The organism is Citrobacter sp. RHBSTW-00887 (assembly GCF_013728095.1).
GTDB classification, from domain to species: Bacteria; Pseudomonadota; Gammaproteobacteria; order Enterobacterales; family Enterobacteriaceae; genus Citrobacter; species Citrobacter braakii.
The window spans coordinates 1,433,592-1,459,012 of sequence record NZ_CP056267.1 but is presented as its reverse complement, the minus strand read 5'-3'; the positions used below and the strand labels follow the sequence as shown (position 1 = coordinate 1,459,012).

Here is a 25,421-nt window from a genome sequence, read left to right as displayed (position 1 = left end):
TGGAAATGTTGACCACATTAATAGGTACTGGTGGTATCATTACCCGATTATGTCGTCTGCATAGCACAGAGGACCCTTCAATGAACAGAGAAGAAATGCACTGTGATGTTGTCAAAATTTAAGCGTAATAAACATCAACAACACCTTGCCCAACTACCCAAGATTTCTCAGTCAGTTGATGATGTAGATTTCTTTTATGCTCCCGCTAATTTCAGGGAGACTCTGCTGGAAAAAATAGCCAGCGCGACGCGACGGATCTGCATTATTGCGCTGTACCTGGAACAGGATGACGGTGGCAAAGGCATACTCGACGCGCTCTATGTGGCAAAACGGCAGCGTCCTGAACTGGATGTCCGGGTGCTTGTCGACTGGCACCGAGCCCAGCGCGGACGTATTGGTGCTGCGGCATCGAATACCAACGCTGACTGGTATTGCCGAATGGCACAAGAAAACCCAGGTATTGATATTCCTGTCTACGGTGTTCCGATTAACACCCGAGAAGCGCTTGGCGTCCTGCATTTTAAAGGCTTTATCATCGATGACAGCGTCCTGTATAGCGGGGCCAGCCTGAATGATGTTTATCTGCATCAGCATGATAAATATCGCTATGACCGTTATCAGTTGATTCGCAACGCGCAAATGGCCGATATCATGTTCGATTGGGTCACGCAGAACCTGATGAACGGTCGCGGCGTTAATCGCCTTGATGATATTAATCGCCCTAAAAGCCCGGAAATTAAAAACGACATCCGCCTGTACCGTCAGGAACTGCGCGATGCGTCATTCCATTTTCAGGGTGATGCGGATAATGAACAGCTTTCGGTAACGCCTCTGGTAGGCCTTGGAAAATCCAGTCTGTTAAATAAGACCATTTTCCACCTTATGCCCTGCGCGGAGCACAAGCTCACAATCTGTACCCCTTATTTCAACCTGCCCGCTATACTGGTGCGCAATATCATTCAGCTGCTGCGTGAAGGCAAAAAGGTCGAGATCATTGTCGGTGATAAAACCGCCAACGACTTTTTCATTCCAGAAGATGAGCCATTTAAAATAATCGGCGCGCTACCCTACCTGTATGAAATTAACCTGCGCCGTTTCCTGAGCAGACTGCAATATTACGTGAATACCGACCAACTGGTCGTGCGCTTATGGAAAGATGATGACAACACCTATCATCTGAAAGGCATGTGGGTTGATGATAAATGGATGCTGCTCACCGGCAACAACCTTAACCCTCGCGCCTGGCGTCTGGATCTGGAAAACGCCATCCTTATCCACGATCCGAAGCAAGAGCTGACTCCCCAGCGCGATAAAGAACTGGAGCTTATTCGCACGCATACCACCGTCGTTAAGCACTATCGCGACCTGCAAAGCATTGCCGACTATCCAGTCAAAGTGCGTAAGCTCATCCGTCGACTACGCCGTATCCGTATCGACAGACTAATTAGCCGTATTCTGTAACCAAGACCCCGTCCAGTGACGGGGTTTTTCCTATGGAGGCAACGGTGCGCTTGTTTATTCTTTTCAGTATCCTGGCCATTTCTGGCTGCAGCCACATGGCAAACGACCGCTGGAGCGGACAAGACAAGGCTCAACACTTTATCGCCTCCGCTATGCTCTCCGCAGCTGGAAACGAATATGCTCAACATCAGGGCAACAGCCGCGATCGCAGCGCGGCTATCGGCCTGATGTTCTCTGTCAGCCTGGGCGCGTCAAAAGAGTTATGGGACAGCCGCCCAGCTGGGAGCGGCTGGAGCTGGAAAGACTTCGCCTGGGATGTTGCAGGCGCGTCTACCGGCTATGCGGTCTGGCAACTGGCACATCACTAGAGGCGCAGACCTTTCCCCTTCCCATGCAGCATCAGCGATACCAAAAATGCGACTATTGCCAGTGCTGTAACGTACCAGAAGAATGTTGTTTCCATACCGACAGACTTCAGGGATAACGCAACATATTCGGCTGAGCCACCAAACAGAGCATTGGCCACCGCATAAGATAATCCAACCCCCAGAGCGCGCACCTGTGCCGGGAACATCTCGGCCTTCAGAATACCGCTGATTGACGTATAGAAACTCACAATTAGCAAGGCACACATCACCAGAGCAAACGCCATATACGGGGACGTCACGCTTTGCAACGCAGTCAGAATGGGGACGGTGAAAATCGCGGCCAACGCGCCAAAACACAGCATTGAAGTACGTCGGCCAATTTTATCTGACAAGGCACCGAACAACGGTTGCACCAGCATAAACACACACAGTGCCGCCGTCATAATCCCACTGGCTACATTGGCATGCATACCGGCGGTGTTAACCAGGTACTTCTGCATGTAAGTTGTGAACGTGTAAAAACACAGCGAGCCAGCAGCGGTAAAGCCAAGCACCATGATGAAGGCTTTGCGATTACGCCACAGACCTTTCAGAGAGCCAGCTTCTTTCAGCGCACGAACGTCCTGTTTCGAGGTTTCATCCAACTGTCGACGCAGCCATAACGCAACAATAGCCAGTACGGCACCCAACGCAAATGGAATACGCCAACCCCACGATCTTAGCGCTGAGTCTTCTAACGTTTGCTGTAATATGACCACAACCAGCAGTGCCAGTAATTGCCCGCCGATTAACGTCACGTACTGGAAGGAAGCATAAAAACCTTTCTTACCTTCAACGGCTACTTCACTCATATAGGTAGCGCTGGTCCCGTATTCACCACCGACAGACAGCCCCTGAAATAACCTAGCCAGCAGCAATAGAGCAGGAGCCCAGGTACCGATGGTTTCATATCCCGGAAGACAAGCGATCACCAGCGATCCCATACACATCATACAAACTGACAGCAGCATCGACTTTTTACGCCCGTGCTTATCCGCGATGCGACCAAACAGCCATCCGCCAATCGGTCGCATCAGAAAGCCTGCAGCAAAAACTCCGGCTGTTTGTAAGAGCTGCGTGGTGGTGTTTCCTGATGGAAAAAAGATATGAGCAAAATAGAGAGAGCAGAAAGAATAGATATAGAAATCAAACCATTCGACCAGATTCCCTGACGATGCTCCGACAATCGCCCATATACGACGCCGAGTATCGCCGTCTGCCAGCGCCCCGTTCTCAGTTACACTGCTATCAGCCATTAGAATTGTACCCCTGCCAACGATTGCATTAATTTATCAATGGTGGTTGTGTCTTTTTTGGTGAAATAAATGTTATATAATTGTTATAATTTATTATGAGAGAAAGATCACGATTTTCATTAGCAGAGAAAGGATTCAGATATGTTCGAGAAAGAGAAAAATCGGTTTGAAATAGAGTGGGCTTTTATGGGCTGGATAAAACGGTACGCTGCCTCCGGCAGTTTTCACTCCCTGCAGACGCAAAAAAGCCCATCCGGCAGGATGGGCTTCTTCACTTGTTTGATGCCTGGCAGTTTATGGCGGGCGTCCTGCCCGCCACCCTCCGGGCCGTTGCTGCGCAACGTTCAAATCCGCTCCCGGCGGATTTGTCCTCCTCAGGAGAGCACTCACCGACAGACCACAGATAAAACAAAAGGCCGGTCTTTCGACCGGGCCTTTCGCTTTTATTTGATGCCTGGCAGTTCCCTACTCTCGCATGGGGAGACCCCACACTACCATCGGCGCTACGGCGTTTCACTTCTGAGTTCGGCATGGGGTCAGGTGGGACCACCGCGCTACAGCCGCCAGGCAAATTCTGTCTATCAACACACTTTTCGCATGTCGATGTAATCTGTAATCAAGCTGAATTTCGATGTCTCATCCGCCAAAACATCTTCGGCGTTGTAAGGTTAAGCCTCACGGTTCATTAGTATCGGTTAGCTCAACGTATCGCTACGCTTACACACCCGACCTATCAACGTCGTCGTCTTCAACGTTCCTTCAGGACCCTTAAAGGGTCAGGGAGAACTCATCTCGGGGCAAGTTTCGTGCTTAGATGCTTTCAGCACTTATCTCTTCCGCATTTAGCTACCGGGCAATGCCATTGGCATGACAACCCGAACACCAGTGATGCGTCCACTCCGGTCCTCTCGTACTAGGAGCAGCCCCCCTCAATTCTCCAGCGCCCACGGCAGATAGGGACCGAACTGTCTCACGACGTTCTAAACCCAGCTCGCGTACCACTTTAAATGGCGAACAGCCATACCCTTGGGACCTACTTCAGCCCCAGGATGTGATGAGCCGACATCGAGGTGCCAAACACCGCCGTCGATATGAACTCTTGGGCGGTATCAGCCTGTTATCCCCGGAGTACCTTTTATCCGTTGAGCGATGGCCCTTCCATTCAGAACCACCGGATCACTAAGACCTGCTTTCGCACCTGCTCGAGCCGTCACTCTCGCAGTCAAGCTAGCTTATGCCTTTGCACTAACCTCCTGATGTCCGACCAGGATTAGCTAACCTTCGTGCTCCTCCGTTACTCTTTAGGAGGAGACCGCCCCAGTCAAACTACCCACCAGACACTGTCCGCAACCCGGATTACGGGTCTACGTTAGAACACCAGCCATTAAAGGGTGGTATTTCAAGGTTGGCTCCATGCAGACTGGCGTCCACACTTCAAAGCCTCCCACCTATCCTACACATCAAGGACCAGTGTTCAGTGTCAAGCTATAGTAAAGGTTCACGGGGTCTTTCCGTCTTGCCGCGGGTACACTGCATCTTCACAGCGAGTTCAATTTCACTGAGTCTCGGGTGGAGACAGCCTGGCCATCATTACGCCATTCGTGCAGGTCGGAACTTACCCGACAAGGAATTTCGCTACCTTAGGACCGTTATAGTTACGGCCGCCGTTTACCGGGGCTTCGATCAAGAGCTTCTCCTTACGGATAACCCCATCAATTAACCTTCCGGCACCGGGCAGGCGTCACACCGTATACGTCCACTTTCGTGTTTGCACAGTGCTGTGTTTTTAATAAACAGTTGCAGCCAGCTGGTATCTTCGACTGATTTCAGCTCCATGAGTAAATCACTTCACCTACATATCAGCGTGCCTTCTCCCGAAGTTACGGCACCATTTTGCCTAGTTCCTTCACCCGAGTTCTCTCAAGCGCCTTGGTATTCTCTACCTGACCACCTGTGTCGGTTTGGGGTACGATTTTGTGTTACCTGATGCTTAGAGGCTTTTCCTGGAAGCAGGGCATTTGTTACTTCAGCACCGTAGTGCCTCGTCATCACACCTCAGCGTTAACAAGACTCCGGATTTACCTGGAATCTCCGCCTACATGCTTAAACCGGGACAACCGTCGCCCGGCTAACATAGCCTTCTCCGTCCCCCCTTCGCAGTAACACCAAGTACAGGAATATTAACCTGTTTCCCATCGACTACGCCTTTCGGCCTCGCCTTAGGGGTCGACTCACCCTGCCCCGATTAACGTTGGACAGGAACCCTTGGTCTTCCGGCGTGCGGGTTTTTCACCCGCATTATCGTTACTTATGTCAGCATTCGCACTTCTGATACCTCCAGCATGCCTCACAGCACACCTTCAACGGCTTACAGAACGCTCCCCTACCCAACAACACATAGTGTCGCTGCCGCAGCTTCGGTGCATGGTTTAGCCCCGTTACATCTTCCGCGCAGGCCGACTCGACCAGTGAGCTATTACGCTTTCTTTAAATGATGGCTGCTTCTAAGCCAACATCCTGGCTGTCTGTGCCTTCCCACATCGTTTCCCACTTAACCATGACTTTGGGACCTTAGCTGGCGGTCTGGGTTGTTTCCCTCTTCACGACGGACGTTAGCACCCGCCGTGTGTCTCCCGTGATAACATTCTTCGGTATTCGCAGTTTGCATCGGGTTGGTAAGTCGGGATGACCCCCTAGCCGAAACAGTGCTCTACCCCCGAAGATGAATTCACGAGGCGCTACCTAAATAGCTTTCGGGGAGAACCAGCTATCTCCCGGTTTGATTGGCCTTTCACCCCCAGCCACAAGTCATCCGCTAATTTTTCAACATTAGTCGGTTCGGTCCTCCAGTTAGTGTTACCCAACCTTCAACCTGCCCATGGCTAGATCACCGGGTTTCGGGTCTATACCCTGCAACTTAACGCCCAGTTAAGACTCGGTTTCCCTTCGGCTCCCCTATTCGGTTAACCTTGCTACAGAATATAAGTCGCTGACCCATTATACAAAAGGTACGCAGTCACCCCATAAAGAGGCTCCCACTGCTTGTACGTACACGGTTTCAGGTTCTTTTTCACTCCCCTCGCCGGGGTTCTTTTCGCCTTTCCCTCACGGTACTGGTTCACTATCGGTCAGTCAGGAGTATTTAGCCTTGGAGGATGGTCCCCCCATATTCAGACAGGATACCACGTGTCCCGCCCTACTCTTCGAGTTCACAACACATGCACTTTTGTGTACGGGGCTGTCACCCTGTATCGCCGGACTTTCCAGACCGTTCCACTACCACACATGCTGATTCAGACTCTGGGCTGCTCCCCGTTCGCTCGCCGCTACTGGGGGAATCTCGGTTGATTTCTTTTCCTCGGGGTACTTAGATGTTTCAGTTCCCCCGGTTCGCTTCATTACGCTATGTATTCACGTAATGATAGTGTGACGAATCACACTGGGTTTCCCCATTCGGAAATCGCCGGTTATAACGGTTCATATCACCTTACCGACGCTTATCGCAGATTAGCACGTCCTTCATCGCCTCTGACTGCCAGGGCATCCACCGTGTACGCTTAGTCGCTTAACCTCACAACCCGAAGATGTTTCGTAAAACACTTCAGCATTGCGAAAATTTGAGAGACTCGAACACACCGCTTTTCATTTCTTATTACGGAGAAATGAAACAGTGTGTCGTTTCAATTTTCAGCTTGATCCAGATTTTTAAAGAGCAAATATCTCAAACGAGACTCGAAAGTCTGTTTTGAGATACTTCGGTCGGCGACTTTCACTCACACATACCAGCAAGTGGCGTCCCCTAGGGGATTCGAACCCCTGTTACCGCCGTGAAAGGGCGGTGTCCTGGGCCTCTAGACGAAGGGGACACTGAAGTCTCAATCGAAAGACGCCTTGCTATTTACTTTTCATCAGACAATCTGTGTGAGCACTACAAAGAACGTTTCTTTAAGGTAAGGAGGTGATCCAACCGCAGGTTCCCCTACGGTTACCTTGTTACGACTTCACCCCAGTCATGAATCACAAAGTGGTAAGCGCCCTCCCGAAGGTTAAGCTACCTACTTCTTTTGCAACCCACTCCCATGGTGTGACGGGCGGTGTGTACAAGGCCCGGGAACGTATTCACCGTGGCATTCTGATCCACGATTACTAGCGATTCCGACTTCATGGAGTCGAGTTGCAGACTCCAATCCGGACTACGACATACTTTATGAGGTCCGCTTGCTCTCGCGAGGTCGCTTCTCTTTGTATATGCCATTGTAGCACGTGTGTAGCCCTACTCGTAAGGGCCATGATGACTTGACGTCATCCCCACCTTCCTCCAGTTTATCACTGGCAGTCTCCTTTGAGTTCCCGACCGAATCGCTGGCAACAAAGGATAAGGGTTGCGCTCGTTGCGGGACTTAACCCAACATTTCACAACACGAGCTGACGACAGCCATGCAGCACCTGTCTCACGGTTCCCGAAGGCACCAAGGCATCTCTGCCAAGTTCCGTGGATGTCAAGAGTAGGTAAGGTTCTTCGCGTTGCATCGAATTAAACCACATGCTCCACCGCTTGTGCGGGCCCCCGTCAATTCATTTGAGTTTTAACCTTGCGGCCGTACTCCCCAGGCGGTCGACTTAACGCGTTAGCTCCGGAAGCCACGCCTCAAGGGCACAACCTCCAAGTCGACATCGTTTACGGCGTGGACTACCAGGGTATCTAATCCTGTTTGCTCCCCACGCTTTCGCACCTGAGCGTCAGTCTTTGTCCAGGGGGCCGCCTTCGCCACCGGTATTCCTCCAGATCTCTACGCATTTCACCGCTACACCTGGAATTCTACCCCCCTCTACAAGACTCTAGCCTGCCAGTTTCGGATGCAGTTCCCAGGTTGAGCCCGGGGATTTCACATCCGACTTGACAGACCGCCTGCGTGCGCTTTACGCCCAGTAATTCCGATTAACGCTTGCACCCTCCGTATTACCGCGGCTGCTGGCACGGAGTTAGCCGGTGCTTCTTCTGCGAGTAACGTCAATTGCTGCGGTTATTAACCACAACACCTTCCTCCTCGCTGAAAGTACTTTACAACCCGAAGGCCTTCTTCATACACGCGGCATGGCTGCATCAGGCTTGCGCCCATTGTGCAATATTCCCCACTGCTGCCTCCCGTAGGAGTCTGGACCGTGTCTCAGTTCCAGTGTGGCTGGTCATCCTCTCAGACCAGCTAGGGATCGTCGCCTAGGTGAGCCGTTACCCCACCTACTAGCTAATCCCATCTGGGCACATCCGATGGCAAGAGGCCCGAAGGTCCCCCTCTTTGGTCTTGCGACGTTATGCGGTATTAGCTACCGTTTCCAGTAGTTATCCCCCTCCATCGGGCAGTTTCCCAGACATTACTCACCCGTCCGCCACTCGTCACCCAAGGAGCAAGCTCCTCTGTGCTACCGTTCGACTTGCATGTGTTAGGCCTGCCGCCAGCGTTCAATCTGAGCCATGATCAAACTCTTCAATTTAAGTTTGATGCTCGTGAATTAAACTTCGTAATGAATTACGTGTTCACTCAGAGACTTGGTATTCATTTTTCGTCTTGCGACGTTAAGAATCCGTATCTTCGAGTGCCCACACAGATTGTCTGATAAATTGTTAAAGAGCAGTGCCGCTTCGCTTTTTCTCAGCGGCGCGGGGTGTGCATATTACGCCATCCCGCTGGAGAGTCAAGCGTTTATTTTCGCTTTTCTCCGCTGACCCGGCGGTTTGTAATCCGTTGTTCCGTGTCAGTGGAGGCGCATTATAGGGAGTTATTTCAGGCTGACAAGTTAAAAATACAAAAAACTTATCAAGCGACTACTTTTAAACCATTACATTGATTTTTGCTTTGTTTTTAAACAAAAACGAGCCCCACAGGGCTCGTTTATTGTCGTTTTGTGACTTACTGCACTGCCACAATGCGATCGTCATTCACTTCCAGCCGAATCGTTTTGCCTGGAATCAGCTCACCAGACAGAATTTGCTGCGCCAGCGGGTTTTCGATCTGTTGCTGGATAGCACGTTTGAGTGGACGTGCGCCATACACCGGATCGTAACCATTCGCACTCAGCAGTTTAAGCGCCTCGTCAGAGATATGAATTTCATAGCCACGCTCTTCCAGACGTTTATACAGACGTTGCAGTTGGATCTGTGCAATAGAAGCAATGTGCTGCTCACCCAACGGATGGAATACAACAACTTCATCTATACGGTTGATGAATTCCGGGCGGAAATTATGGCTCACGACGCCCAGGACCATATCCTTCATGTGGCCGTAGTCCAGCTCACCGAAGCGTTCCTGAATCAGATCGGACCCCAGGTTCGAGGTCATGATGACAACCGTATTACGGAAGTCGACCGTTCTCCCCTGCCCGTCAGTCAGACGACCATCGTCAAGCACCTGCAACAGAATATTGAACACATCCGGGTGCGCTTTCTCCACTTCATCCAGCAGGATGACAGAGTAAGGACGACGACGTACCGCTTCTGTCAGATATCCACCTTCCTCATAGCCGACATATCCCGGAGGCGCCCCGACCAGACGAGACACCGAGTGTTTCTCCATAAACTCGGACATATCGATACGCACCATGGCATCATCACTGTCGAACATAAAGTTTGCCAGCGCTTTGCACAGTTCAGTTTTACCGACACCGGTTGGGCCGAGGAACAAGAACGAACCAATCGGGCGATTTGGATCGGACAAGCCAGCACGGCTACGACGGATGGCGTTAGAAACGGCTTCCACCGCTTCGTTCTGGCCAATCACGCGGCTGTGCAACTGCTGCTCCATACGCAACAGTTTTTCCCGTTCGCCTTCCAGCATGCGAGCAACCGGGATCCCGGTCCAGCGCGCCAGCACTTCTGCAATTTCTGCATCCGTGACTTTATTACGCAGCAGACGCATGGTTTTGCCTTCAGACTGGGTGGCTGCTTCCAGCTGTTTTTCCAGTTCAGGAATTTTGCCGTACTGCAGTTCAGACATCCGCGCCAGGTCGCCGACACGACGCGCCTGTTCGATGGCGATTTTCGCCTGCTCCAGCTCAGCCTTGATAGTTTGCGTTCCCGAAAGGGATGCTTTTTCAGCTTTCCACTCTTCTTCTAATTCAGAATACTGGCGCTCTTTATCGTCCAGCTCTTCGTTGAGCATCTCGAGACGTTTTTTACTCGCCTCATCAGACTCTTTCATTAATGCCTGCTGTTCCAGTTTGAGCTGGATAATACGGCGGTCGAGTCTGTCGAGTTCCTCCGGCTTGGAGTCAATCTGCATACGAATGCTGGATGCCGCCTCATCGATAAGGTCGATAGCTTTGTCCGGCAACTGACGATCGGCAATATAGCGGTGAGACAGCGTAGCTGCCGCAACAATCGCCGGGTCAGTGATCTGCACATGGTGGTGCAGCTCATAACGTTCTTTCAGGCCACGCAGAATCGCGATGGTGTCTTCTACTGAAGGTTCGGCTACAAATACTTTCTGGAAACGACGTTCCAGTGCCGCATCTTTTTCGATGTACTGGCGATATTCATCAAGCGTTGTTGCGCCTACACAGTGCAGTTCCCCGCGTGCCAGCGCAGGTTTCAGCATGTTCCCGGCGTCCATTGCGCCATCGGCTTTACCCGCCCCAACCATGGTATGCAGCTCATCAATAAACAGGATGACATTGCCTTCCTGTTTCGAGAGATCGTTCAGCACGCCTTTTAAGCGTTCTTCAAACTCACCACGATATTTGGCCCCAGCCACCAGCGCGCCCATATCCAGCGCCAGCACACGGCGACCTTTTAAGCCTTCCGGCACTTCACCATTGATAATTCGTTGGGCCAGCCCTTCAACGATGGCCGTTTTACCAACACCTGGTTCGCCGATTAACACCGGGTTATTTTTAGTACGACGCTGCAGTACCTGAATGGTACGGCGAATTTCTTCATCACGCCCGATAACCGGATCGAGTTTGCCCTGCTCGGCACGTTCGGTCAGGTCGACGGTATATTTTTTCAAGGCCTGACGTTGGTCTTCAGCCCCCTGGTCATTCACGCTTTCACCTCCACGCATTTGTTCAATTGCCTGAGTGATATTCGCGGTCGTCGCACCTGCTGATTTTAGTAAATCGGTCAGCGTACCGCGTGACTCAAGCGCCGCCAGTACGAACAGTTCTGACGAAATAAAGTTGTCCCCACGTTTTTGCGCCAGCTTGTCGCAAAGATTCAGTACACGCACCAGATCCTGAGAAGGCTGCACATCACCGCCGGTACCTTCTACCTGCGGCAACCGGCTCAACGCCTGGTCAATGGCTGTACGTAACTGGCCAGCATTAATGCCAGCAGACGTTAATAAAGGACGTACCGATCCCCCTTCCTGATTCAGCAAGGCGCTCATTAGATGAAGTGGTTCGATGAATTGATTGTCGTGCCCCAATGCGAGTGACTGGGCATCGGCAAGAGCAAGCTGGAATTTATTAGTAAGACGATCCAGACGCATAACTCCTCCCATAACAGGTCAAAATTGCTACTGGAGATTAAATGAGGTCATCCCTCAATTATTCAAGGTGAATGACCTGAATTATGTGAAAAGAAAATTACACGTACCGGATCGTCTTGATTCTTTAGGTTATATCAGCCAAATAAAACTTGCCATACGACCCGTGGTATTGTCGCGACGATAAGAGAAGAACGTCTCACTTTCGCTGAAGGTGCAACGGTCGCCACCGTAGATGTTCTCTACTCCGATATTTACCAGACACTGACGCGCAAGCTGGTAAATATTCGCCAGATATTTATCACCATGCGGTACAAATGCGAGGTCCGCTTGCGGATCTTTCGCCATGAACGCTGCGCGAACTTCTGCTCCCACTTCAAACGCGTTCGGGCCAATCGCCGGGCCTAGCCAGGCAATAATGTTTTCAGGTTTGTCGGCAAAACACGCCACCGTCTCTTCCAGCACGCCTGCGCATAATCCGCGCCAACCCGCATGTGCCGCCGCGACTTCCGTTCCAGCGCGATTGCAAAACAGCACCGGCAGACAGTCGGCCGTCATCACTGCACACACGGTGCCAGGCGTATTGCTGTAAGAAGCATCCGCACGTTTGGAGGCATAAGGCTCGCCGGTCAGTTTCAGGACATCCTTACCGTGGACCTGCTCCAGCCAGACTGGCTTTGACGGCAGATTGCCCGCAGCAAACAGCCGCTTGCGGTTCTCTTCAACATGCTCCGGGTTGTCGCCGCAATGGGCGCCCAGATTCAGCGAATCATAAGGCGGCATGCTAACACCGCCAATACGGGTAGAACTACACGCCACAACACCTTGCGGTATCGGCCACTGCGGGACAATTAGCTTACTCATAGCCAGGCAATATCATCCTTATGTTCTTCGAAATCAGCGCGCATCACTTCAATCAATTGCACCATATCTTGTGGAATCGGTGCGTGCCATTCCATTTCGATACCTGAAATTGGGTGATATAAACGCAGCATAGTCGCGTGCAGCGCCTGACGATCGAACTTACGCAGCACGGAGATAAATTCGTCAGAAGCGCCTTTCGGTGGACGCGGACGACCGCCGTAGACCTGATCGCCCACCAGCGGATGGGTGATATGCGCCATGTGCACGCGGATCTGGTGCGTACGTCCGGTTTCCAGACGCAGCCGCAGACGCGTGTGCACACGGAAGTGTTCCATAATGCGATAGTGCGTCACCGCCGGTTTCCCCATCGGGTGTACCGCCATGTGCGTACGCTTAGTCGGGTGGCGGCTAATCGGTTCCTCAACGGTTCCGCCTGCCGTCATATGACCAATCGCCACGGCTTCGTACTCACGGGTAATTTCACGCAGCTGCAGCGACTCCACCAGACGCGTTTGCGCCGGAACGGTTTTTGCCACCACCATTAATCCGGTCGTGTCTTTATCCAGACGGTGCACGATACCAGCACGTGGAACATCCGCGATTGGCGGGTAGTAATGCAGTAATGCATTCAATACCGTGCCATCAGGATTACCGGCGCCCGGATGCACTACGAGGTCACGGGGTTTGTTGATGACAAGAATATCATCATCTTCATAAACGATATCCAGTGGGATATCCTGAGGCTCAAAACGAACCTCTTCATCAATTTCTGCAGTGATGGAGACGCGCTCTCCACCCAACACTTTTTCTTTCGGTTTATCGCAAAGATTGCCATTTACCAGTATGCGCTGGTCAAGGATCCATTCTTTTATGCGCGATCGCGAATAATCAGGGAACAATTCGGCCAAAGCCTGATCTAAGCGTTGACCGAGCTGATTTTCGGAGACTGTTGCGGTGAGTTCTACTCGTTGTGCCATAAACTGCTTCTTCGTTTAACGTTGGGTTTTACGGCTTTGCCGTTTAATATAGTGTGCTATTGTAGCTGGTCTTAACCGGGAGCAGGAACAGAGAATCTCCCGTAAAACATTTTGAGGAAAGTCAAAACGTCATGACGCGCATGAAATATCTGGTGGCAGCAGCCACGTTGAGCCTGTTTTTGGCGGGTTGCTCTGGTTCAAAGGAAGAGGTGCCCGATAATCCGCCAAATGAAATCTACGCGACTGCTCAGCAAAAGCTGCAGGACGGTAACTGGAAACAGGCAATAACGCAATTAGAAGCGTTGGATAACCGTTATCCATTTGGACCGTATTCTCAGCAGGTGCAATTAGATCTCATCTACGCCTACTACAAAAACGCCGATCTGCCACTTGCTCAGGCTGCCATCGATCGTTTTATTCGTCTTAACCCGACACACCCTAACATTGATTATGTCATGTATATGCGTGGCCTGACCAATATGGCGTTGGATGATAGCGCACTGCAAGGATTCTTTGGTGTTGATCGCAGCGATCGCGATCCGCAACATGCCCGAGCTGCGTTTAATGACTTTTCCAAACTGGTACGTGGCTATCCGAACAGCCAGTACACCACTGACGCCACCAAACGTCTGGTATTCCTGAAAGACCGTCTGGCGAAGTATGAATATTCCGTTGTGGAATACTACACTGCCCGCGGTGCATGGGTTGCCGTGGTAAACCGTGTAGAAGGCATGCTGCGCGACTTCCCGGATACTCAAGCAACACGCAATGCCCTGCCGTTGATGGAAAATGCTTATCGCCAGATGCAGATGAATGCGCAGGCAGAAAAAGTAGCGAAAATCATTGCCGCCAACAGCAGCAATACCTGATTTATCTCAGAATGCAAACGGCAGCCCAAAGGCTGCCGTTTTTTTATCCGTAAACACCACAACTGAAGCGGTTTAGCCGCAACGCATCTCATCAAATATGGCCTTCTTTCAGGTATTCCTCAAGTAAAAAATCGCTTGTTCCTGCGGTGCCTCACAAAAAGGTTTTCTTGACAAAAAGCGACAAAAAAATGTGATTAATATCACACATTTTGACATTAGGAACGGTATGCTGGAATCACCAAGACGGGAAAGACAAGAGGTAAAATTTATGACAATGAACATTACCAGTAAACAAATGGAAATTACTCCGGCAATTCGCCAGCATGTCGCAGACCGTCTCGCCAAACTCGAAAAATGGCAAACTCATCTGATTAATCCACATATCATTCTGTCTAAGGAGCCGCAGGGTTTCATTGCTGATGCCACCATCAATACACCGAACGGACATCTGGTCGCCAGCGCAAAACACGAGGATATGTACACCGCAATTAACGATTTGATCAACAAGCTGGAACGGCAGCTCAATAAAGTGCAGCACAAAGGCGAAGCCCGTCGTGCAACAACTTCAGTCAAAGACGCCAACTTCGTCGAAGCAGAAGAAGAGTAGTCCCTTACATTGAGTGTATCGCCAACGCGCCTCCGGGCGCGTTTTTTGTTGACAGGGTGAAAACAGTACGGGTACTTTACTGACGTAGCCAAAGGAAAATTACATGAAACTTGTCCCGTTCTTCTTCGCATTCTTTTTTACCTTCCCCTGAATGGGAGGCGTTTCGTCGTGTGATAAAGAATGCGAAGACGAACAATAAGGCCTCCCACAACGGGGGGCCTTTTTTATTGATAACAAGAAAGGCAACACTATGACATCGGAAAACCCATTGCTGGCGCTGCGCGATAAGATCAGCACGCTGGATGAAAAATTACTGGCCCTGCTGGCTGAGCGACGTGGACTGGCCGTAGAAGTTGGCAAAGCTAAGCTCCTTTCACATCGTCCAGTTCGTGATATCGACCGTGAGCGCGATCTGTTGGACCGACTGATTCAGCTTGGCAAAGCACATCATCTTGATGCTCACTACATCACTCGCCTGTTCCAGCTCATAATCGAAGACTCCGTCCTGACTCAGCAGGCACTGCTCCAGCAGCATCTGAACAAAATTAACCCGCACTCAGCACGCGTTGCTTTCCTTGGGCCAAAAGGGTCATATTCTCATCTTGCCGCACGCCAGTATGCTGCCCGCCATTTTGAACAATTTATAGAAAGCGGCTGCGCGAAATTTGCCGATATCTTTAATCAGGTCGAAACCGGACAAGCTGACTACGCAGTGGTTCCGATTGAAAACACCAGTTCCGGTGGGATTAACGACGTTTACGACCTGCTACAGCACACCAGCCTGTCTATCGTTGGCGAGATGACTATCACGATTGACCACTGCCTACTGGTGTCCGGCACGACAGATCTCGAGACCATTGAAACGGTATATAGCCATCCGCAGCCATTCCAGCAGTGCAGCAAATTCCTGAGTCGTTACCCACACTGGAAGATTGAGTACACCGAAAGCACCTCGGCGGCGATGGAAAAAGTTGCGCAGGCTAACTCACCGCGCGTGGCGGCTCTGGGGAGCGAAGCCGGAGGCGTACTATACGGTTTGCAGGTTCTTGAGCATATCGAAGCTAATCAGACGCAAAACATCACCCGCTTCGTGGTACTGGCGCGCAAGGCAATCAATGTTTCCGATCAGGTGCCAGCAAAAACCACGTTGCTGATGGCGACAGGACAACAAGCCGGTGCGCTGGTAGAAGCTCTGCTGGTACTGCGCAACCATAATCTGATTATGACTAAACTGGAGTCACGCCCGATTCACGGCAATCCCTGGGAGGAAATGTTTTATCTTGATATCCAGGCCAACCTGGAATCACCCCAGATGCAAAAAGCATTGAAGGAGTTAGGTGAGATTACGCGCTCGATGAAAGTACTTGGCTGCTATCCAAGTGAGAATGTGGTGCCGGTCGATCCAAGCTAACGTTTGACAATGCCGGATGGCGCTACGCTTATCCGGCATTCTATTTAGCCGATCCTTGTATGACTGATACAACGCATCAGCGTTGCCATCAAGCATCGTATTTATTGGCGACTATCGTTAGCCTGGCGCAACAAAGTACGGCTTTCGTTCTGGAAGCGTTTCGCATAATCACCAAACCAGTGCTCCACCTTACGGAAGCTGTCGATGAACGCTTGCTTATCGCCCTGCTCCAGTAAACCGATCGCCTCACCAAAACGTTGGTAGTAGCGTTTGATCAGCGCAAGGTTACTCTCAGACGACATAATGATATCGGCATAGAGCTGCGGATCCTGGGCAAACAGACGTCCGACCATCGCCAGTTCAAGGCGATAAATCGGCGAAGAGAGTGCCAGTAACTGCTCCAGTTGAACATTCTCTTCCGCTAAATGCAGACCGTAAGCAAAGGTCGCAAAGTGACGCAATGCCTGAATAAATGCCATGTTCTGGTCGTGTTCAACAGCACTGATCCGATGCAGTCGCGCACCCCACACCTGAATCTGTTCCAGAAACCACTGATAAGCTTCCGGCTGACGTCCGTCACACCAGACGACGACCTGCTTTGCCAGACTGCCGCTGTCCGGGCCAAACATAGGGTGTAATCCCACCACCGGGCCGTCGTGCGCCGCCAGCATCGCCTGCAAAGGACCATTTTTCACCGAAGCCAGATCCACCAGGATGCAGTCGGACGGCAGACGCGGTAATTTGGCGATCACCTGCTCAGTGACATGGATCGGCACGCTGACGATCACCATGCCAGCATCAGAGACGATCTCCGGCGCACGATCCCAATCCTGCTGTTCCAGGATCCGTACCTGATAACCTGACAGGGTGAGCATTTTTTCGAACAGACGTCCCATCTGACCGCCGCCGCCGACAATCACCACCGGTCGCAGAGAAGGACAAAGCGTTTTAAATCCTTTGTCGTTCTCACTGGAGTAAGACTCGCGCATAACCCGGCGCAGCACATCTTCAATCAGGTCCGGCGGCACGCCAAGGGCTTCCGCTTCCGCCCGGCGGGAGGCCAGCATTGAGGCTTCCCGTTCCGGCACGTAGATAGGCAGCCCAAAGCGGCTTTTTACTTCACCGACTTCGGCCACCAGCTCCAGGCGACGTGCCAGTAAACCCAGCAGCGCCTTGTCGACTTCATCAATTTGATCGCGTAATGCGGTCAATTCAGCAACCATAACCAACCTCTTATGCTACACGCGCCGACAGCTGGCCGTTTAAATCCTGGCTAATTTCACGCAGTAGCGCATCCGTCATTTCCCAGCTAATGCAGGCATCAGTTACAGACACGCCGTATTTCATTTCGCTACGCGGCTGTTCAGAAGACTGGTTGCCTTCGTGAATATTACTTTCAATCATCAAGCCAATGATCGAGCGATTGCCATCTTTGATTTGTGCAATCACGGATTCAGCCACGGCAGGCTGGCGGCGGTAATCTTTATTGGAGTTACCATGACTGCAATCTACCATCAGAGAAGGTCGTAGTCCCGCCTGCTCCATCTCTTTTTCGCACTGGGCGACATCTGCCGGGCTGTAGTTCGGCGCTTTACCACCGCGCAGGATCACGTGACCGTCCGGGTTACCCTGAGTTTGCAGCAGTGCAACCTGTCCAGCCTGGTTAATACCAACAAAGCGGTGCGACTGTGCCGCCGCGCGCATCGCGTTAATGGCGGTCGCCAGGCTACCGTCAGTACCGTTCTTAAAGCCGACCGGCATCGAAAGACCGGAAGCCATTTCGCGGTGAGTCTGCGATTCCGTGGTACGCGCACCGATTGCAGACCAGCTAAACAGATCGCCCAGGTATTGCGGGCTATTGGGATCCAGCGCTTCAGTTGCCAGCGGTAGTCCCATATTCACCAGTTCAAGCAGCAGCTGACGCGCAATTTTCAGGCCGGCTTCAACATCAAAAGAGCCATCCATATGAGGATCGTTAATTAACCCTTTCCAGCCGACGGTGGTACGGGGTTTTTCAAAATAGACACGCATCACCAGGTAGAGGCTATCGCTGACCTCTGCGGCAAGGGCTTTAAACCGACGAGCGTACTCAATAGCCATTTCAGGATCGTGAATGGAACACGGGCCACATACCACCAGCAGGCGCGGATCGCGACCAGAGATAATATCTGAAATGGTTTTACGCGACTGGGAGATTTGCGCTTCTTGCGCCTGGCTCAGCGGGAATTCAGCTTTCAGCTGCTCCGGAGTCATCAGAACCTGTTCGTCGGTAATATGTACGTTGTTCAGCGCGTCTTTTTGCATGGTGGTGATCCTGTTTAGCTCGTTTGCGATAGTTGGTCCTCAGCGAGGAGGTGATAACGATAACACAACAGGTAAAGATTTCAATCCACAAACCGTAAATTTTAATTTACAACACACACTTTAATGACAGAACACGCCCTCCATTGCGTACATTAAAATTTACACCATCCGGTATTGAGATCCACTATGCTTAAAAAAACGAGGGAGTACAGGCAATGAAGCAACTCATCAGCACTCTATTTCTATTACTTCTTAGCGGATGTCAGATAGATCCTTATACCCACGCCCCCACATGGACGGGAACCGCCTGGTACGACGCCGGAATACAAGATGCCATTTCGGGGTATGCCGTTAAAGATAATGAAACTCTTGCCGACAACTACAATGACCCCGAAGTCGATCGTACGGAATATCTTAAGGGTTATGCCGAGGGACAACGTAAAATCTGCCAGCCGGATTTTGTTTACGCCAGAGGTTTGACCGGGAAAACCTTTCCCTCAAGTTGTGATACGGTCGAAAATATTGACCAGTTACACAGTGCCTGGCAAAAAGGAGCAAACGAAGGTGCCACCTCAATAAGATTAAATTAAACAATAGCTTATATTTTATAAATTACTAAGATTTAACTTAAATCACTAATAGCTTTCCACCTGGCATAATGACGGCTTAGGAAAATAATGTTATTTTGTCCTAAATAATCTTGAATGTATTTCGACGTTTTACGGCAAACGCTGGTAGGTAACTATTCATGAGCTATTCTTACCGACTCATACTTCTACTGGCACTGCTCCTGACCGGATTACCGCTGTACGCCCAAAGCGTTACGGAAGAAGCAAAATCTGTACGCGCTATGGTTTCCGGCATCGTTAGTTATACGCGCTGGCCTGCACTTTCCGGGCCCCCCAAACTGTGTATTTTCTCTTCATCGCGTTTTTCCAGTGTCCTGGGAGATACCAGTGCCGGAGCATTACCCTATCTTCCCGTCATCATTCGTACGGAACAAGAAATATTAGTTTCGCAGTGTGACGGTTTTTATTTTGGAAAAGAATCCCCTACTTATCAGGTGGAATTAAAGAATAAATATCCGTCTAAGGCATTGCTATTAATTGCCGAACAGAACCCCGAATGCGTTATTGGCAGCGCCTTTTGCCTCATAATTAAAGATGAAGATGTGAGATTTTCCGTAAATATGGATTCCCTTTCACGCAGTGGCGTAAGGGTCAGTCCGGACGTATTAATGCTTGCACGGAATCAGAAGCATGGATAAGGGCCATTCTCCCATAACACGCCCGACGTTTAAGCGGACATTACGGCGTATCAGCATAATCAGCGTTCTGGTAACTATGACGCTGATCTGGCTGCTGCTCAGCATTTCTTCGGTGCTGGCATTGAGACAGTATGCGCAAAAGAACCTGGATCTGACCGCTGCAACCATGACCCGCACACTTGAAGCAGCATTAGTTTTTTCTGATGGCGTCGCGGCCACTGAAACGCTGGCAGCACTGGGCCAGCAGGGGCAATTTTCCGTTGCAGAAGTTCGTAATAAAAACCAGAAGGTGATCGCCACCTGGCGCTATAACGCGCAGGATAGCACTGAAAAAATCAGCGGACTTATCAGCCACTGGCTGTTCCCACAACCGGTCACTCAACCTATTTTGCATAATGGCAACGTCATCGGCGAAGTGCGATTGACTGCGCGCGATAGTGTTATCAGCCATTTCATCTATTTGTCGCTGGCCGTCCTTACCGGGTGCATTCTGTTGGCCTCTGGCATTGCATTAATGCTCACTCGTTATTTACATAATGGCGTCGTGGAAGCCCTGCAAAATATAACCGAGGTGGTACATGATGTTCGTACCAACCGTAACTTTTCACGGCGCGTTTCAGAAGAGCGCATTGAAGAGTTTCACCTTTTTGCCCAGGATTTTAATAGTCTTCTGGACGAGATGGAGGAGTGGCAACTTAAACTGCAGGCAAAGAACGCCCAGCTTTTGCGTACGGCGCTACACGATCCGCTGACCGGCCTGGCGAATCGCGCCGCATTTCGCAGCAGCATTAACGCCCTGATGAATGACCATGCCGCCCACAGCAGCTCCGCACTGTTATTCCTTGATGGTGATAATTTTAAATTTATTAATGATACCTGGGGCCACGCAGCGGGGGATCGGGTCCTGATTGAAGTTGCAAACAGGCTGGCCGAGTTTGGTGGTAATCGACATCACCCCTACAGACTTGGCGGCGATGAGTTCGCTATGGTGCTGTACAGCGTTCACTCTGAATACGAAGTTCAGCGGATCTGCGCGGCACTGTCACACGAGTTTAACCGACCTTTTGACCTGCATAACGGTCATCAGGCAAGCATGACACTCAGCATTGGTTTTGCGCTGACGTGGGAACATGCCTCTGCCGAGAAATTACAAGAACTTGCCGATAAAAATATGTATCAGGCCAAAAATTTGCGTTCTGAACGCATTATTAAAAAATAAGGACTTACACATGCTAAAACGTCTATCATCCCCGTTTCTTCTGCTTTTACTGATTTTGGCAGGCTGTCAGGCACCTCAGGGAAAATTTACCCCGGAGCAAATTGCAGCCATGAAATCGTACGGATTTACCGAAGCTTCCGGAGACTGGTCTCTTGGTCTGTCTGACAACATCCTGTTTGACAAAAACGACTATAAGCTCCGCCCTGAAAGTGAAAAGCAGATCCAGGAAATGGCATCCAAACTGGCAGCTACCGGGTTAAACCATGCGCGTATGGATGGTCATACCGATAACTACGGCGAAGACAGCTACAACGAAGCGCTGTCGCTCAAACGCGCGAATGTGGTCGCCGATGCCTGGGCACAGGGCGCCAATATTCCCCGCTCTAACCTGACAACTCAGGGACTCGGGAAAAAATACCCGATTGCCAGTAATCAGACGTCAAAAGGTCGTGCTGAAAACCGCCGGGTTGCAGTCGTGATCGCTACGCCGTAAAAGTCCTCAACTGGCTGCGCGCCGCGCAGCCATCCAATTGCAATAAAACAAAAGAGTAAGGTCGGAATAAAAAAAGGGCCAGCCTTTCGGCCAGCCCTTTTCTAACAGGATGTCGCTTGCGCGAATCTTAGTTAAGACGCTCTTTGATACGAGCAGACTTACCAGTGCGCTCACGCAGGTAGTACAGTTTAGCTTTACGAACAGCACCACGACGTTTAACAGCAATGCTGTCAACTACCGGAGAGTGAGTCTGGAAGACACGCTCAACGCCTTCGCCGTTGGAAATTTTACGAACAGTGAATGCAGAGTGCAGACCGCGGTTACGAATAGCGATAACCACGCCCTCGAATGCCTGCAGACGTTTTTTGGAACCTTCAACAACCCATACTTTCACTTCCACGGTATCACCCGGACGGAAGGAAGGTACGTCCTGCTTCATCTGCTCTTGTTCAAGTTGCTTAATAATGTTGCTCATAATTTAATCTCTTATCCTGGGTAAACTGATATTTGGGGGTCTCAGACCAGCCCATCATGTTTATGCTGCTGTTGTGCGTGTTCCGTTTTGAACTCCGCCAGCAACCTTGCTTGCTCTTCAGTCAGAGCCAGGTTTTCCAGAAGTTCAGGTCTTCTAAGCCAGGTCCGGCCCAGCGACTGTTTTAAACGCCAGCGACGTATCTCAGCGTGGTTCCCCGACAGTAACACTGCCGGTACTTCCATCTGTTCTAACACTTCAGGTCGGGTATAGTGCGGGCAATCCAGCAACCCATCAGCAAACGAATCTTCGATTGCTGAAGCTTCATGACCCAGAACTCCCGGAATAAACCGAGAAACGGAGTCGATCAGCGTCATTGCTGGTAACTCACCACCGCTGAGAACGTAATCGCCGATTGACCATTCTTCGTCAATTTCGGTTTGAATCACGCGCTCATCTATTCCTTCATAGCGACCACACACCAGAATCAGCTTTTGATTCGTGGCCAGTTCGCTAACGCCCGCTTGATCAAGCTTGCGTCCCTGAGGTGACAGATAAATCACCTTTGCGCCTTCACCAGCCGCAGCTTTTGCTGCATGAATGGCGTCCCGTAAAGGTTGCACCATCATTAACATCCCCGGTCCGCCGCCGTAAGGACGATCGTCCACGGTACGGTGCCGGTCATGAGTAAAGTCACGAGGACTCCAGCTCTGGATGTTCAGCAGGCCATTTTTTACTGCCCGGCCAGTTACCCCGTAATCGGTAATTGCGCGGAACATTTCTGGAAACAGGCTAACGATACCTATAAACACAAGCCAATCCCCATAACGCCGACTTTTACCGTTTATCCGGTGGTTTAAAAACCAGGATCCCAATCTACTTCGATAGTACGAGTAGCGAGATCGACTTTCTTGATAACCTGCCCATCGAGGAACGGTACAAGACGTTCCTTGATACCAAACGCATCTTTCAGGTTTGCCTTAATGACAATGACGTCATTCGAACCGGTTTCCATCATATCGACGACTTTACCGAGATCGTAACCTTCAGTGGTCACTACCTGGCAGCCCATAAGGTCTTTCCAGTAGTAGGAACCATCTTCCAGCGCTGGCAACTGCGAGGAATCCACGACAATTTCGCAATTTGTCAGTAGATTCGCCGAATCACGATCGTCAACGCCTTTCAGCTTGATGATCAGATCCTGATTGTGGTGCTTCCAGCTTTCCAGCTGTACTTGCTGCCACTGACCCGCCTTCTGGATAAACCAGGGCTGATAGTCAAAAATGCTTTCGGCGTCTTCAGTGGAAGAAAACACTCTGAGCCAACCACGGATACCGTAAGAAGACCCCATTTTCCCCAAAACGATGGGTTCCACAGGAGCCTGCGCGGCGAGTTGCTTGCTCATCATGACCACCGTGACAGATTAAGCTGCTTTGTTTGCTGCTTTGATCAGCGTAGCTACGCGATCAGAAATAGTCGCGCCCTGGCCAACCCAGTGAGCGATGCGATCCAGATCCAGGCGAGTGCCTTCTTCTTTTTCGCTAGCGATTGGGTTAAAGAAGCCAACGCGCTCGATGAAGCGACCGTTGCGTGCATTACGGCTGTCGGTAACAACAACCTGGTAGAACGGACGCTTTTTAGCGCCGTGACGAGCTAAACGAATAGTAACCATAACATCCTCTTGTGTGAATAAAACACCCAGGCCCCATCGAGGAACGGAGCCCGGGTGTCATATTAAAAGCCCGAAAATTTTACTGATTTCTGGGAAAAAAGCAATCAACATGTGATGAGGCTTTATACCAGGGCGTTACCATTGCAGCCAGTTTGGCGTCGGCGTGCGCGCAGAAAGCGGAACGTACATGCAGTATGTGAGCATTTCGAGCCCACCCCGGCGTCAAAAAGGCAAATTAGGTAGCCCGATATATTTATCTACCAGGGAAGCCTGGCGGCATCATACCCTTCATGCCACGCATCATCTTCGCCATACCGCCTTTCTTCATTTTCTTCATCATGCGCTGCATGTCGTCGAACTGTTTCAGAAGGCGGTTTACGTCCTGTACCTGCATACCGCAGCCGGCAGCAATACGGCGTTTACGGGAACCTTTGATGATTTCCGGCTTAGCGCGTTCTTTCATCGTCATCGAGTTGATGATGGCTTCCATACGCACCAGCACTTTATCGTCCATCTGCGATTTCACGTTGTCTGGGATCTGCCCCATGCCCGGCAGCTTGCCCATCAGGCTTGCCATGCCGCCCATGTTTTTCATCTGGTTGAGCTGCTCAAGGAAATCGTTGAGATCGAAGCCGTCGCCTTTTTTCAGCTTGCTGGCTAATTTCTCTGCCTGCGCGCGGTCAACCTTGCTTTCGATATCTTCGATCAGCGACAGCACGTCACCCATGCCGAGAATACGCGAAGCAATACGATCCGGATGGAACGGCTCCAGCGCTTCGGTTTTCTCGCCGACGCCGAGGAATTTAATTGGCTTGCCGGTGATATGACGAATAGAGAGCGCCGCACCACCACGAGCATCACCATCAACTTTGGTCAGCACGACACCGGTTAACGGCAGCGCTTCGTTGAAGGCTTTTGCGGTATTCGCGGCATCCTGACCGGTCATGGCGTCGACCACAAACAGCGTTTCAACCGGCTTGATAGAAGCGTGGACCTGTTTGATTTCGTCCATCATCGCTTCATCAACGTGCAGGCGACCGGCGGTATCCACCAGCAGCACGTCGTAGAATTTGAGTTTAGCTTCTTTCAGCGCGGCGTTAACGATATCGACCGGCTTCTGGCCGACATCCGACGGGAAGAAGTCCACACCGACCTGCTCGGCCAGCGTTTCCAGCTGTTTTATCGCCGCCGGGCGATAAACGTCCGCGGAGACCACCAGCACTTTCTTCTTGTGCTTCTCACGCAGGAATTTCCCCAGCTTACCGACGCTGGTCGTTTTACCCGCCCCCTGCAGACCAGCCATCAGCACAACGGCTGGCGGCTGTGCAGCCAGATTCAGGGTCTGGTTTTCTTCGCCCATTGCCGCAACCAGTTCGTTACGGACAATCTTGACGAACTCCTGACCCGGCGTCAGGCTTTTGTTAACTTCATGACCAACCGCTTTCTCTTTTACGCGATTGATAAACTCACGCACTACCGGCAGCGCTACGTCAGCCTCCAGCAGCGCCATGCGCACTTCGCGCAGCGTCTCTTTAACGTTGTCTTCAGTAAGGCGTCCACGGCCACTGATATTGCGCAGCGTGCGCGACAAACGATCGGTTAAATTATCAAACATTGTCTCTCGCCTGGGGTGGAAACGGTCGGTCGCGACAGCGACACATC

At 51.0% G+C, this 25,421-nt stretch carries 21 protein-coding genes, 1 tRNA gene, 3 rRNA genes and 1 other annotated feature; of the genes, 10 read left to right on the top strand and 15 right to left on the bottom strand.

The window, feature by feature from the left end:
• Positions 1 to 105 precede the first annotated feature (105 nt).
• Both pssA and HV314_RS06875 read left to right on the top strand, forming a co-directional pair.
• The gene (pssA, locus tag HV314_RS06880) at positions 106 to 1,461 is read left to right on the top strand and encodes a CDP-diacylglycerol--serine O-phosphatidyltransferase (protein WP_131346585.1); all 1,356 of its coding nucleotides are present in this window, start codon (positions 106 to 108) and stop codon (positions 1,459 to 1,461) included.
• 95 nt (positions 1,462 to 1,556) lie between these two features.
• Complete coding sequence (locus tag HV314_RS06875) at positions 1,557 to 1,829, top strand: YfiM family lipoprotein (RefSeq protein ID WP_231040545.1); 273 nt, start codon at positions 1,557 to 1,559, stop codon at positions 1,827 to 1,829.
• Here the strand turns inward: HV314_RS06875 and HV314_RS06870 are convergent.
• The 8 genes from HV314_RS06870 to rluD all read right to left on the bottom strand — a co-directional run bounded on the left by HV314_RS06870 (position 1,826) and on the right by rluD (position 13,445).
• The gene (locus HV314_RS06870; protein ID WP_016154060.1) at positions 1,826 to 3,124 is read right to left on the bottom strand and encodes an MFS transporter; all 1,299 of its coding nucleotides are present in this window, start codon (positions 3,122 to 3,124) and stop codon (positions 1,826 to 1,828) included. The genes HV314_RS06875 and HV314_RS06870 overlap by 4 nt on opposite strands.
• A 452-nt stretch (positions 3,125 to 3,576) precedes the next feature.
• Positions 3,577 to 3,692 (bottom strand): 5S ribosomal RNA (gene rrf / locus HV314_RS06865).
• Positions 3,693 to 3,788: 96 nt separating this feature from the next.
• Positions 3,789 to 6,695, bottom strand: a 23S ribosomal RNA gene (locus tag HV314_RS06860).
• A 219-nt stretch (positions 6,696 to 6,914) separates the two neighbouring features.
• A tRNA-Glu gene (locus HV314_RS06855) sits at positions 6,915 to 6,990 on the bottom strand.
• A gap of 85 nt (positions 6,991 to 7,075) precedes the next feature.
• Positions 7,076 to 8,617, bottom strand: a 16S ribosomal RNA gene (locus HV314_RS06850).
• The 16S, 23S and 5S rRNA genes sit together here with 1 tRNA gene alongside, the layout of an rRNA operon.
• 416 nt (positions 8,618 to 9,033) lie before the next feature.
• Positions 9,034 to 11,607 carry an ATP-dependent chaperone ClpB gene (gene clpB / locus HV314_RS06845; protein ID WP_047499529.1) on the bottom strand — a complete coding sequence of 858 codons (2,574 nt, stop codon included), beginning with the start codon at positions 11,605 to 11,607 and terminating at the stop codon, positions 9,034 to 9,036.
• A 129-nt stretch (positions 11,608 to 11,736) separates the two neighbouring features.
• Positions 11,737 to 12,468, bottom strand: coding sequence for a purine nucleoside phosphorylase YfiH (gene yfiH / locus HV314_RS06840; protein WP_181547665.1), 732 nt, complete (start codon positions 12,466 to 12,468; stop codon positions 11,737 to 11,739).
• Complete coding sequence (gene rluD, locus HV314_RS06835) at positions 12,465 to 13,445, bottom strand: 23S rRNA pseudouridine(1911/1915/1917) synthase RluD (protein ID WP_181547663.1); 981 nt, start codon at positions 13,443 to 13,445, stop codon at positions 12,465 to 12,467. Before rluD ends, yfiH begins: the two co-directional genes overlap by 4 nt.
• A gap of 131 nt (positions 13,446 to 13,576) precedes the next feature.
• On the opposite strand from rluD, the gene bamD reads away from it, so the two are divergent.
• The 4 genes from bamD to pheA all read left to right on the top strand — a co-directional run bounded on the left by bamD (position 13,577) and on the right by pheA (position 16,332).
• A complete protein-coding gene (gene bamD / locus HV314_RS06830; RefSeq protein ID WP_016154064.1) occupies positions 13,577 to 14,314 on the top strand; it encodes an outer membrane protein assembly factor BamD in 738 nt (245 codons plus the stop codon).
• Positions 14,315 to 14,582: 268 nt separating this feature from the next.
• Positions 14,583 to 14,921: a ribosome-associated translation inhibitor RaiA gene (gene raiA / locus HV314_RS06825; RefSeq protein WP_003031244.1), complete on the top strand. Its 339-nt coding sequence runs from the start codon at positions 14,583 to 14,585 to the stop codon at positions 14,919 to 14,921.
• Positions 14,922 to 15,023: 102 nt separating this feature from the next.
• Positions 15,024 to 15,149 (top strand) — a sequence feature (Phe leader region).
• Entirely contained in the window at positions 15,025 to 15,072 is a 48-nt protein-coding gene (gene pheL / locus HV314_RS06820; RefSeq protein WP_100250063.1) for a pheA operon leader peptide PheL, read from the top strand. (Overlaps the previous feature by 48 nt.)
• 22 nt (positions 15,150 to 15,171) lie before the next feature.
• The gene (gene pheA / locus HV314_RS06815) at positions 15,172 to 16,332 is read left to right on the top strand and encodes a bifunctional chorismate mutase/prephenate dehydratase (protein WP_016154065.1); all 1,161 of its coding nucleotides are present in this window, start codon (positions 15,172 to 15,174) and stop codon (positions 16,330 to 16,332) included.
• Positions 16,333 to 16,433: 101 nt separating this feature from the next.
• Here the strand turns inward: pheA and tyrA are convergent, their stop codons facing one another.
• Positions 16,434 to 17,555 (bottom strand): bifunctional chorismate mutase/prephenate dehydrogenase, encoded by a 1,122-nt coding sequence (tyrA, locus tag HV314_RS06810; protein WP_016154066.1) that lies wholly within the window; start codon positions 17,553 to 17,555, stop codon positions 16,434 to 16,436.
• 10 nt (positions 17,556 to 17,565) lie between these two features.
• Entirely contained in the window at positions 17,566 to 18,636 is a 1,071-nt protein-coding gene (aroF, locus tag HV314_RS06805) for a 3-deoxy-7-phosphoheptulonate synthase AroF (protein WP_016154067.1), read from the bottom strand.
• A 215-nt stretch (positions 18,637 to 18,851) separates the two neighbouring features.
• On the opposite strand from aroF, the gene HV314_RS06800 reads away from it, so the two are divergent.
• From HV314_RS06800 to HV314_RS06785, 4 genes are all read left to right on the top strand, one after another.
• A complete protein-coding gene (locus HV314_RS06800) occupies positions 18,852 to 19,226 on the top strand; it encodes a DUF2799 domain-containing protein (RefSeq protein ID WP_047358987.1) in 375 nt (124 codons plus the stop codon).
• Between the two features lie 158 nt (positions 19,227 to 19,384).
• Complete coding sequence (locus tag HV314_RS06795; protein ID WP_016157185.1) at positions 19,385 to 19,903, top strand: YfiR family protein; 519 nt, start codon at positions 19,385 to 19,387, stop codon at positions 19,901 to 19,903.
• Positions 19,896 to 21,122, top strand: coding sequence for a diguanylate cyclase DgcN (gene dgcN, locus HV314_RS06790; protein WP_181547661.1), 1,227 nt, complete (start codon positions 19,896 to 19,898; stop codon positions 21,120 to 21,122). Before HV314_RS06795 ends, dgcN begins: the two co-directional genes overlap by 8 nt.
• Before the next feature lie 10 nt (positions 21,123 to 21,132).
• A complete protein-coding gene (locus HV314_RS06785) occupies positions 21,133 to 21,615 on the top strand; it encodes an OmpA family protein (RefSeq protein WP_047358988.1) in 483 nt (160 codons plus the stop codon).
• Between the two features lie 127 nt (positions 21,616 to 21,742).
• Here HV314_RS06785 and rplS read toward each other — a convergent pair whose 3' ends face one another.
• From rplS to ffh, 5 genes are all read right to left on the bottom strand, one after another.
• A complete protein-coding gene (gene rplS / locus HV314_RS06780; protein ID WP_002914145.1) occupies positions 21,743 to 22,090 on the bottom strand; it encodes a 50S ribosomal protein L19 in 348 nt (115 codons plus the stop codon).
• 41 nt (positions 22,091 to 22,131) lie between these two features.
• Positions 22,132 to 22,899 (bottom strand): tRNA (guanosine(37)-N1)-methyltransferase TrmD, encoded by a 768-nt coding sequence (gene trmD / locus HV314_RS06775; protein ID WP_016157187.1) that lies wholly within the window; start codon positions 22,897 to 22,899, stop codon positions 22,132 to 22,134.
• Between the two features lie 44 nt (positions 22,900 to 22,943).
• Complete coding sequence (gene rimM / locus HV314_RS06770) at positions 22,944 to 23,492, bottom strand: ribosome maturation factor RimM (protein ID WP_003031230.1); 549 nt, start codon at positions 23,490 to 23,492, stop codon at positions 22,944 to 22,946.
• Positions 23,493 to 23,510: 18 nt separating this feature from the next.
• Positions 23,511 to 23,759 carry a 30S ribosomal protein S16 gene (rpsP, locus tag HV314_RS06765; protein WP_003031228.1) on the bottom strand — a complete coding sequence of 83 codons (249 nt, stop codon included), beginning with the start codon at positions 23,757 to 23,759 and terminating at the stop codon, positions 23,511 to 23,513.
• Positions 23,760 to 24,012: 253 nt separating this feature from the next.
• A complete protein-coding gene (gene ffh, locus HV314_RS06760; protein WP_003031226.1) occupies positions 24,013 to 25,374 on the bottom strand; it encodes a signal recognition particle protein in 1,362 nt (453 codons plus the stop codon).
• Between the last annotated feature and the right edge of the window lie 47 nt (positions 25,375 to 25,421).